At 74.5% G+C, this 10,268-nt stretch carries 8 protein-coding genes; 5 read left to right on the plus strand and 3 right to left on the minus strand.

The window, feature by feature from the left end; genetic code table 11:
• Both AB0E96_RS32665 and polX read left to right on the plus strand, forming a co-directional pair.
• The coding region (locus AB0E96_RS32665) for a hypothetical protein (RefSeq protein ID WP_359829407.1) at nt 1-231 on the plus strand (231 nt) is incomplete at its 5' end.
• Nucleotides 232-410: 179 nt separating this feature from the next.
• On the plus strand, nt 411-2,141 hold the full coding sequence (gene polX, locus AB0E96_RS32670) for a DNA polymerase/3'-5' exonuclease PolX (RefSeq protein WP_359829408.1): 1,731 nt from the start codon (nt 411-413) through the stop codon (nt 2,139-2,141).
• A 132-nt stretch (nt 2,142-2,273) separates the two neighbouring features.
• On the opposite strand, the gene AB0E96_RS32675 is transcribed toward polX, so the two are convergent.
• Both AB0E96_RS32675 and AB0E96_RS32680 read right to left on the minus strand, forming a co-directional pair.
• Complete coding sequence (locus tag AB0E96_RS32675) at nt 2,274-3,152, minus strand: PfkB family carbohydrate kinase (protein ID WP_359829409.1); 879 nt, start codon at nt 3,150-3,152, stop codon at nt 2,274-2,276.
• A 3-nt stretch (nt 3,153-3,155) separates the two neighbouring features.
• A complete protein-coding gene (locus AB0E96_RS32680; RefSeq protein WP_359829410.1) occupies nt 3,156-4,277 on the minus strand; it encodes a pseudouridine-5'-phosphate glycosidase in 1,122 nt (373 codons plus the stop codon).
• A 136-nt stretch (nt 4,278-4,413) separates the two neighbouring features.
• Here AB0E96_RS32680 and AB0E96_RS32685 point away from each other — a divergent pair, with 136 nt between their 5' ends.
• A complete protein-coding gene (locus tag AB0E96_RS32685) occupies nt 4,414-5,316 on the plus strand; it encodes a LysR family transcriptional regulator (RefSeq protein ID WP_359829411.1) in 903 nt (300 codons plus the stop codon).
• A 245-nt stretch (nt 5,317-5,561) separates the two neighbouring features.
• On the plus strand, nt 5,562-7,226 hold the full coding sequence (locus AB0E96_RS32690; protein WP_359829412.1) for a peptide-N4-asparagine amidase: 1,665 nt from the start codon (nt 5,562-5,564) through the stop codon (nt 7,224-7,226).
• A 346-nt stretch (nt 7,227-7,572) separates the two neighbouring features.
• Here AB0E96_RS32690 and AB0E96_RS32695 read toward each other — a convergent pair whose 3' ends face one another.
• Nucleotides 7,573-8,286 (minus strand): response regulator transcription factor, encoded by a 714-nt coding sequence (locus tag AB0E96_RS32695; RefSeq protein WP_359829413.1) that lies wholly within the window; start codon nt 8,284-8,286, stop codon nt 7,573-7,575.
• An 88-nt stretch (nt 8,287-8,374) separates the two neighbouring features.
• On the opposite strand from AB0E96_RS32695, the gene AB0E96_RS32700 reads away from it, so the two are divergent.
• Nucleotides 8,375-9,958, plus strand: a complete 1,584-nt coding sequence (locus tag AB0E96_RS32700; protein ID WP_359829414.1) for a metallophosphoesterase family protein — start codon at nt 8,375-8,377, stop codon at nt 9,956-9,958.
• The last annotated feature ends 310 nt before the right edge of the window (nt 9,959-10,268 follow it).

The following is a 10,268-nucleotide window of genomic DNA, read 5'->3' on the forward strand; positions in this document are numbered from 1 at the left end:
CCCGGCCGGACGACGGCGGCCCTCGGCCGGGTGGAGATCAGGGTCTCCGACCAGGGCGCCTTCGAGCCGACCGGGGCGGGCGGGCGGTCGCTCGCGGGCGCCCGGGCGGAGGGCCCGGTGGGGCCGGCCCTGCGCAGCCTGGTGGTGGCCGCCGGCGCCCGGCTCGTGGTGGAGCCCACCCCCGGCGGCGGGCTGACCGTCGTCCTGCTGCTGACCGTCGCGTACGGCTGAGCCCGGACGGCCGACCACGCGCGACCACCCGCGACCACCCGCGACCACGCAAGACCGCCCCGAGGGACCGGCAGCGTACGACGGGCGGAGTACCGCGCGAACCACCGACGCCCTGCGGAGTACACACACCACGGAGCGCGCGCCCGGCGAACCCGCCCCGCCGAACCTAGACTTGCCCCATGCCCCGGCTCAACGACCAGGTCAGGGAGCTGCTCCAGGAGTACGCCGACCTGATCAACATCACCGGCGGGGACGCCTTCCGGGCCCGCGCCTACGAGAAGGCGGCCCGCGCGGTCGGCGGCCACCCCGAGGACCTGGCCGGCCTGGACGTCAAGGGTCTGCAGCAGATCCCCGGCGTCGGGAAGTCCACCGCCGTGAAGATCGCCGAGTACCTCGCCACCGGAACCATCCCCGCCCTGGAGGCGCTGCGCGCCGAGATCCCGTCCGGCGTGCGGGAGATGATGGCCGTGCCCAGCGTCGGGCCCAAGCGCGCCCTGGCCCTCTACCGCGACCTCGGGATCGACTCGGTGGACGCACTCGCCGCGGCCGCCCGCGCCGAGAGGCTCGCCGACCTGCCCGGCTTCGGCGAGCGCAGCGGCGAGAAGATCCTGCACGGCATCGAGCTGATGCGGCAGTCCGGCGGTCGCGCCCTGCTGGACACCGCCACCGAACTGGCCGAGCAGCTGGTCGCCGCGATCTCCGCCGTCCCCGGCTGCACCCGCTGCGCGTACGCGGGCTCGCTGCGCCGGATGCGCGAGACGGTGGGCGACGTCGACGTGCTCGCGACCGCCAAGGACTCCGCCCCGCTGATGGCCGCGCTCACCGGGCTCCCGTACGTCGCCGAGGTGATCGGCAGCGGGAGTACCAAGACCTCGGTCCGTACCACCCAGGGCGTACAGGTGGATCTGCGGGTCGTCCCGGAGGAGGACTGGGGGGCGGCGCTGGTCTACTTCACCGGTTCGAAGGCACACAACATCAAGCTGCGCACGATGGCCGTCCGGGCCGGACTGAAGCTCTCCGAGTACGGGCTGTTCGAGGTGGACGGCGGTGCGAAGGTGGTCTCGGAGACCGAGGACGAGGTGTACGCGGCGCTCGGCCTGCCGTGGATCCCGCCACCGCTGCGCGAGGACCGGGGCGAGATCGAGGCCGCGCTGGAGGGCGGACTGCCGGACCTGGTCCAGGAGTCCGACCTGCGCGGCGACCTCCACACCCACACCGACCTGACCGACGGGCTGGCCACCCTGGAGGAGATGATCGACACCGCGGCCGCCCGCGGCTACTCCTACTTCGCCGTCACCGACCACGCCCCGGACCTGGTGATGCAGCGGATGACGGACGAGAAGATGCTCGCCCAGCGCGAACGACTGCGCCGACTCGCCGACCGGCACAAGAAGTTGCGCCTGCTGCACGGCACCGAGCTGAACATCGGCCCGGACGGCGGGGTGGACTGGCCGCCCGAGTTCCTGGCCGGATTCGACGTCTGCGTGGCCTCCGTGCACTCGCACTTCACCCTCGACCGGGCCGCCCAGACCCGTCGGCTGATCCGCGCCTGCGAGAACCCGTACGTGCACGTCATCGGGCACCTCACCACGCGCCGGATCGGCCGGCGCGGGCCGATCGACGTCGACCTGGACGCCGTGTTCGAAGCCGCCGCGCGCACCGGCACCGCGATCGAGATCAACGGCTCCCCGCAACGGCTCGACCTGCGCGACGAGGACGTCCTGCGGGCCCGGCGGCACGGGGTGCGCTTCACGATCGACAGCGACGCGCACGCCACCGGCCAACTCGCCTACCCGCGCTACGGCATCGGCACGGCGCAGCGCGGCTGGCTCACCGCCGAGGACGTGGTCAACACCTGGACCTGGCAGAAGCTGAAGCACTTCCTCCGCAAGGACGCGGTGCCCAGGTAGCGCCGCGCGCCCGGGTAGCCCGGCGCGCCCCGGTAGCCCGGCGCGCCCCGGTATCCAGGCGTGCCCGGGCGGTCCGGTACCGGAGCGGCCCGGCACCCGAGCGGCCCCGTCCGGGAGAAGCCCGCCGGAGCCTCACTCGCCGCCGCAGGAGGCCCCGGGCGAGGCCAGCACCCGGGCCGCGCTGCGGTGTCCGAGCCCGGCCGCCCGCCCGAGGTCCCCGGTGTCCAGGAACCCGGCCAGGAACCCCGCCGCGAAGGCGTCCCCGGCCCCGGTGAGGTCGCGCACCTCGGCCACCGGCGGCACCGGCACCATGACCAGCGGCTCACCGGGCTCGTCGACGGCGGTCGCCTCGGCGCCCGCCTTGGTGACCACCGTGGTGACCGCCAGCCGGCCGCGCTCGGGCCCGGGCAGGCCGCCCGCCAGCAGTCCGAGGAACTCCGACTCGGAGCGGTTGGCGAACACGAACGTCGGCGCCAACCGGGCCAGCAGGGCGAGGAACCGCTCCCGGCCGAACCGCTCCAGCATGCCGGTCGAGGAGGCGTCCACCGAGGTGGTGCCGCCCGCCCGGCGGACCCGGACGAGCGCGTCCACCGCCGTGCTGCCGACCGGCTCGCCGTCGAAGGAGTAGGCCGGCACGTGCAGGTGGGTCAGCCCGGTCAGCCACGCGTCCGGGACCCGTTCCAGCAGGGTGGCGGCGCCCCGGTCGGGCAGCATGGTCCGCTCGCCGTCCTGGTCGATCAGCACCACGACGCTGCCGGTGCGGCCGCGCCGCGAGACCCGTACGTCGACGCCGTGGCCGGCCAGTTCGGCGACGACGCCGTCCCCGACCGCGTCCTCGCCGACGCAGCCGAGGAAGCGGGCCGGGTGCTGCCCGGCGGCGAAGCAGGCGACGTTGGCCGCGCTGCCGCCGCGCCGCCTGAAGACCCGGGCCCCGGAGTCGGTGCCGTGCCGCAGCGGGCCGTCGGCCCAGACCACGATGTCCTCGACGAGGTCGCCGAGCACCCCCAGCACGGCTCAGGCCCTGCTCTCGGCGGCGCGGGCCGAGGCCGCGCCACCGCCACCGCTACCGCCACCGCGTTCACCGTCACCGCGTTCACCGTCACCCGACGCCGCACCACCGACACCACCCGCACCACCCGCACCACCCGCACCAACGGCCAACGCCGTCGCGATCTCCCCGCCGAGCCGGACGTTGCCCCGGTACACCTCGACGTTGACCTCCAGGCTGCGCCCGCCGGTGTCCCGCTGGATGAAGTCGAGCAGGAACGGCGTGGTGGCGTTGCCGGTGACGCCCCGGCGTTCGGCCGCGGCCCACGCGCGGGCCAGGATGCCGTCCAGCTCCTCCGGCGGCAGCTGCTTGGCCGGGTCGACCGGGTTGGCGATCAGCACGGCCTGCGGGAGGCCGAGCCGGTCACGGGCCTCGATGACCCGGGCGGCCTGCTCGGGCGATTCCACGCTGTGGTTGACGGTGTGGCCGGAGTCGGTGACGTAGAAGCCGGGGTACTTGCGGGTGCGGTAGCCGAGGACCGGGATGCTGTGGGTCTCGAAGCGTTCCAGGGTGGCCCGGATGTCGAGGATGGACTTCACGCCCGCGCTGATCACGGTGACCGGGGTGGCGGCCAGGGTGGTCATGTCGGCCGACTCGTCGAAGCTCTCCGAGGCCCCGAAGTGCACGCCGCCGAGCCCGCCGGTGGCGAAGACCCGGATGCCCGCCCGGTGGGCGAGGAAGGCGGTGGCGGCGACGGTGGTGCCACCGTGCCGGCCGAGCGCGGCGACCACCGGGAGGTCGCGCAGGCTGACCTTGTCCAGGCCGTCGGCGGCGGCCAGTTCGGTGATCTGCTCGACGCTCAGACCGACCGTGGGCACGCCGGCGTGCACGCCGATCGTGGCCGGTACGACGCCCGCCGCGCGCAGGTGCCGCTCCGCCTCCAGCGCGACGGCCAGGTTGCGCGGCCGCGGCAGGCCGTGGGTGAAGATGGTCGACTCCAGGGCGACCACCGGCCGGCCGTCGGCGAGGGCCCGGGCGACCTCCCCGGAGAGCGCGACGGCCGGCGCAGCGGCGGGAGCAGCGGCCGCAGAGGTGGCAGGAGAGGCGGTGCGGGAGGCGGCGGGTGCGGCGGAGGACAGTTCGGTCATGGCGCGAACTCTCTGTGAGGCGACCACTGCGGTGGGCGACGTGCTGCTCAGCGTAGGGACGGCCCGCACCGGAATCCAGAAGGAGTCCTGGGGTTTCCGATAGGCCCTCAGCTATGGCTCGCCTACCCTGAGTTCCATGGCATTCACCCTGCGTCAGATCCAGGTCTTCCTGACCGTCGCCGAGACGCTGCACTTCGGGCGGGCCGCCGAGCGGCTGCACATCTCGCAGCCGACGGTCAGCCAGGAGGTCGCCCGGCTGGAACGGACCGTCGGCGTCGAGCTGTTCGACCGCAGCCGCCGCTCGGTCGCGCTCACCGAGGCCGGCGAGGTGATGGCCGCCGAGAGCACCCGGCTGCTCCGGCAGGCCGAGGCCCTGCTGACCCGGGTGCGGCTGCACGAGGAGTCCCGGCTGGGCACCGCCCGGATCGTCGCCTCGCCGAGCGTGGTGAACCGGCTGCTGCCCGCCGTGGTCAGCCGGGCCGAGCAGGAGCTGCCCGCCCTCGACACCGCCGAACTCGCCGTGGACACCGGCCAGGTCTCCGCCACCCTGGCCGCCGAACTGGCCGACATCGGGCTCGGCCGCTTCCTGGAGGAGGTGGACGGCTACCGGCTGGAGCGGCTCGCCGACGAGCCGGTGCTGGTCGCGCTCGGCCGGGGCCATCCGCTGGCCGGCCGGGGCAGCCTGCACCTGGCCGAACTGCGCGGCCTGCCGCTGCTGCTGTGGCCGCGCGAGCAGCACCCCCGCTACTACGACCACGTGCTCGGGCTCTGCGCGGACCACGGCGTCGACCCGCCGGTGCTGGTCAGCCCGCCGCGGATCGTCGGCTCCCGGCTCTACCTGCTCGCCCGCAACCGCGCCTTCTCGCTGGTGCCGGGCTCGATGGCCGGCCACCTCACCGAGGAGGTGACCACCGTACGGCTGGCGGGACGGGCCGCCCTGCCGCTGGAGATGCAGTGGCGGGTGGACGACCGGCGGCCCCGGCTGGCCTCGCTGCGGGACCTGATCCGGCAGGAGGCCGCGGCGCTGGAGAGCGACTGACCCGCCGGACACGGCGGGCACGGCGGGCACGACCGACCCACCGGGCACCCGGGCACGACCAACCCGCCGGGCACGCGGGCACGACCAACCCGCCGGGCACGCAGGCACGACCGACCCGCCGGGCGCAGCGGGCGCGCACCCGACCGGAAGCCTTGACGCTGGCATGCCACCCCCGGAAGGATTCCCGGATCATCCGACCGGCCCGCGGCACCCGCCCGCGAGCCGCCCGACCCCGGGAACCCGCCTTGGCCCTGCGCCCGTTGCTCCGCCGCGCCGCCGGTCTGGTCGGCGCCGCCGTCCTCACCCTGGCCGGCACCCTCACCGCCGCCGGCCCGGCCCACGCCGACTTCGGCACCGACTACCACGACCCGGTCACCGCCACCAAGCCGCTCACCCGGCCCGACACCCGCTCCTGCACCGTCGAGGTGATGCACGAGCGCGAGTTCCGCGACGGGTACGGCAGCCCGCCGGACACCCCGTACAACGCCACCCTCACCCCGCCCGCCGACTGCGCCGGCCCCTGGTCGGCGGTGGTCCTGGACCTCCACGGACAGGTCGCCGGGCGGCAGTTCGACCGGATCTTCAGCGTCCGCGTCGGCGGCGTCCAGGTGCTGCTCTCCTCCACCCCGGAGCCGTCCAAGGACGGCATCGCCTGGAACGTCGAGCACGACGTCACCCGCTACGCCCCGCTGTTCTCGGGCGGCCCCCAGGAGTTCTCCTTCGACCTCGCCAACGTCACCGACGCCACCTACACGGGCGTCTTCACGATCAGCGCGAGCCTGACGTTCCACACCGCGAACGACCGCTGGCCGGCCGCCCGCGCCGCCGACCGGCTGCTCACCACCGGGCCGTTCGGGCTCACCCGGGCCGCCCCCGCCACCGGGCGCGAACTCACCTTCCCGCAGAACCTCGAACGCCTCACCGCCGAGGTCTACGCCCGGGGCGGCGGCGCCTGCGAGGAGTTCGCCTACGCCTCCGCGCCGGACGCCTTCGCCGCCGCCAACCCGGGCACCGGCATCTGCGGCAAGGGCCCGTTCCGCGAGCTGCGGCTCACCGTGGACGGCCGGGTGGCCGGCGCGGTCTGGCCGTACCCGGTGATCTACACCGGCGGCTGGGACCCGCTGCTCTGGCGCCCCGTGCCGGGCGTCTTCGCCTTCGACCTGCCCGCCTACCGGCTCGACCTCACGCCGTACGTCGGGCTGCTGCTGGACGGCCGGCCGCACACCGTGGGCGTCACCCTGAACGCCGCCGAGGCACAGAGCAACGACGTCTGGACGGGCCAGGTCAACCTCTTCGCCGAGACCGACCACGACTCCGCCCGCACCACCGGGCAGCTCACCGACTACGCCGTCGCGCCGGAGGCCACCGTCGCCACCGACCTCACCGACCACGGCGCCGGCAGCGGCGACTGGACGGTCACCGCCGCCCGCGACGACCTCGCCCGGGGCTGGGTGCAGACCTCGCACGGCCGGATCACCACCGAGGTCCGCGACGAACTCGCCTTCCGCTCCGCCCAGCAGCTGCGCGACGGCGGCAACGACCTCACGCTGCACAACGGCACCGACCTCACCCGCACCACCGCCACCTGGGGCGGCGGCCCGCACCGCACCACCACCGTGCACGAGGGCGAACCGCTGGACGTCCGCTACCGGGTGAGCCGCGACGCGGCCGGCAACACCGACCAGACCACCGCCATGGAGCTGGGCTACCACCGCGAGAGCACCGGGGCCACCGGCGGCCACGTCACCGAGCGCTCCACCGTCGACCACACCCTGCGACCCACCGCCCGGCGGCACGACGGGGACCGCACCGTCCGGACCGGCAGCAGCACCGAGGAGTACCGCAGCACCGGGCCCGAGGGGCCGTACCGGCGGACGCTGAGCTTCACGGACGGCTGGCCGAGCTCCTGACGCCCTCAGGGCGTGCCCACACCGCCCGGTTCACGAAAATTACCCGGATTCATACCGTTCACCCCTGGTGCACGGCGGGTGGGAGGCGCATGATGGGAGATGGACCTGCGAGGTAGCTGAAGGAAGTTCGACCGCAGGAGGCAGTGGCGACGGATCGAGACGGATCAGGGTCCGGCGCTGTTTGACTACCTCGGTCGACGATCGAACTCTCGGCCGGAGGACATCACGTCCGGAGGCCACCCCCGCCTCGTAGGTTCAGCGCGTCCACGGAGCATCCCCTCGGCCCCGTGGACGCGCCCCCGTCTCCGGCCGCCCCACCTCACCGCGGCCGCGCCCCGCGCGGCGGCTACCGCGCGCCCGCCCAGCCCATCTCCCAGGCGTGCACCGCGATCCCGACCCGGTTCGCCACCCCGAGCTTGCGCTGGATGCTGGCGACGTGGGTCTTCACCGTCCCCGGCGAGATGAACAGCTCCGCGGCGATGTCCGCGTTGGTGCCGCCGGCCGCGACGTGCCCGGCGATCTCCACCTCCCGCTCGGTCAGCGGCACCACCGGCGCCGGCCGGCCGCGCTCGGGGTGCCGCTCCGAACGCCGCTCCGGGCGGCTCGGCTCCGTCACGTGCCGCAGCAGCCGGACGGTGACCGACGGGCTGATCAGGCTCTCCCCGTCCGCCGCCGCCCGCACCGCCTCGGCCAGCAGCGACGGGCCGGAACGCTTCAGCAGGAAGCCGGACGCCCCGTGCCGCAGCGCCGGGTACACGTACTCGTCCAGGTCGAAGGTGGTCAGCACCACCACCCGCACCGGCTCCGCCACCCCCGGCCCGGCCAGCCGCCGGGTCAGCTCCAGCCCGTCCATCCGCGGCATCCGGATGTCCACCAGTGCGACGTCCGGCCGCAGTTCGGCCGCCAGCCCCAACGCGGCGAGCCCGTCCGCCGCCTCGCCCACCACCTCGATGTCCGGCTGAGCCGTCAGGATCCGCCGCACCCCGCGTCGTACGGCCTCCTGGTCGTCCGCGATCAGGGTGCGGATCACCCGCGGGCCCTCGCCGTTCGCACTCGTCACGTCCAGCAGTGTGGCGCACGGGTGACGGGCGGCAAAGTTCACGCGGCGGACCCGGCGCGGTTCACCTTCGTCCGGTGGGCTGGCCGCCATGAACGATTCCAGTGGACGTCTCCCCGTCAGCAGGCGCGGACTCCTGGCCGGTGCGACCGGCGTCGGCCTCGGCGGTGCCGTGTCCCTCTCCGGCATCGCGGCCACGCCCGCCGCCGCCTCCCCCGTGCTGTGGCAGCGGCCGGACCGCTCCGGCGCGCCGCGGGTGGCCGGCCTGCACCTCCAGTTCGGCTCGGACGCCTCGCGCGAGGTGGTGGTCTCCTGGCACACCACCCGGTCCGTCGGCAACCCGCGCGTGATGTACGGGACTTCGAACAACGGCTTCGGCCGGACCGTCCAGGCCGCGACCCGCGCCTACCGGGACGCCGCCTCCGGCACCGAGGTCCAGGTGCACCACGCCCGGCTGACCGGCCTGCGCGCCGACACGGACTACGTCTACGCCGCCGTCCACGACGGCACCACCCCCGAGCTCGGCACCGTCCGCACCGCCCCGCGCGGCCGGTCCGCCTTCACCTTCACCAGCTTCGGCGACCAGGGCACCCCCACCCTCGGCAAGAAGACCGCCAACGGCTACGTGAACGACAACCTCGGCAGCCCCGCCGCCGGCGACACCACCGCCGGGGTCGAACGGATCGCCCCGCTGTTCCACCTGCTCAACGGCGACCTCTGCTACGCGAACATCGCCACCGACCGGGTCCGCACCTGGTCCGACTGGTTCGAGAACAACAGCCGTTCGGCCCGCCACCGCCCCTGGATGCCCGCGGCCGGCAACCACGAGAACGAGAAGGGCAACGGCCCGATCGGCTTCGGCGCCTACCAGGCGTACTTCGAGCTGCCCGACGCCCGCTCCGACGCGGAGACGCGCGGCCTGTGGTACTCGTTCACGGCCGGCTCGGTGCGCGTGATCAGCCTCAACAACGACGACGTGGCCTACCAGGACGGCGGCAACAGCTACGTCCACGGCTACTCCGGCGGCGCCCAGCAGCGCTGGCTGGAGAAGGAGTTGATCGCGGCCAACGCGGACCCGGGGATCGACTGGATCGTGGTCTGCATGCACCAGGTGGTGATCTCCACCGCCGACAAGTTCAACGGCGCCGACCTCGGGGTCCGCGAGTCCTGGGTGCCGCTGTTCGACAAGTACGGCGTGGACCTGGTGGTCTGCGGCCACGAGCACCACTACGAGCGCTCGCACCCGATCCGCGGCCAGCAGCCGACCGACACCCGCACGCCGATCCCGGTCGCCACCGGCACCGAGACCATCGACACCACCAAGGGCACCGTCCACATGGTCATCGGCGGTGGCGGCACCTCGGCCCCGTCCAACCAGCTCTTCTTCGAACCCGCCAAGGCCCGGGTGATCACCGGCGTCGGCGCCGTCGACCCGGCCACCGGCAAGCGCCCGCCGGTGTACGTGATCGAGGACGCCCCCTGGTCCGCCTTCCGGGACGCCCGGAACCCGTACGGCTTCGCTTCCTTCGACGTCGACCCGGGCGGCCGCGACGGGCAGACCACCATCGGCGTCACCTACTACTCCGTCAGCGGACCGTACGGGGACCTCGTCCCGGTCGACCGCTTCACCCTGACCCGCCCGCGCGGCACCCGGGGCGGCGGCCGGGGCCACTGAGCCCGCGGAACGCGGCCGGGCGGCCCGGCGGCCGGGGACCCGAGACTGCGGACCCAACCGGGCCGCCGGGGGCCTGAGCCTCCGGACGCACCCGCGGGCGACACCGCTCGGCGCCGCCCGCTCCACCCCGCCTCAGCGCCCCGGCAGGGAGCAGCTGACCCGCCAGCCCGCGGCCGCGCCCGGGCCGGCGGTCAGCGAACCCCCGTGGGCGGCAGCTGAAGAGTCTGACGCTGCGCGGGTTCAAGTCCTTCGCCTCCAGCACCACCCTGCGCTTCGAACCGGGCATCACCTGCGTCGTCGGCCCGAACGG

This window comes from Kitasatospora sp. NPDC036755, from assembly GCF_040636595.1.
Lineage (GTDB): Bacteria > Actinomycetota > Actinomycetes > Streptomycetales > Streptomycetaceae > Kitasatospora.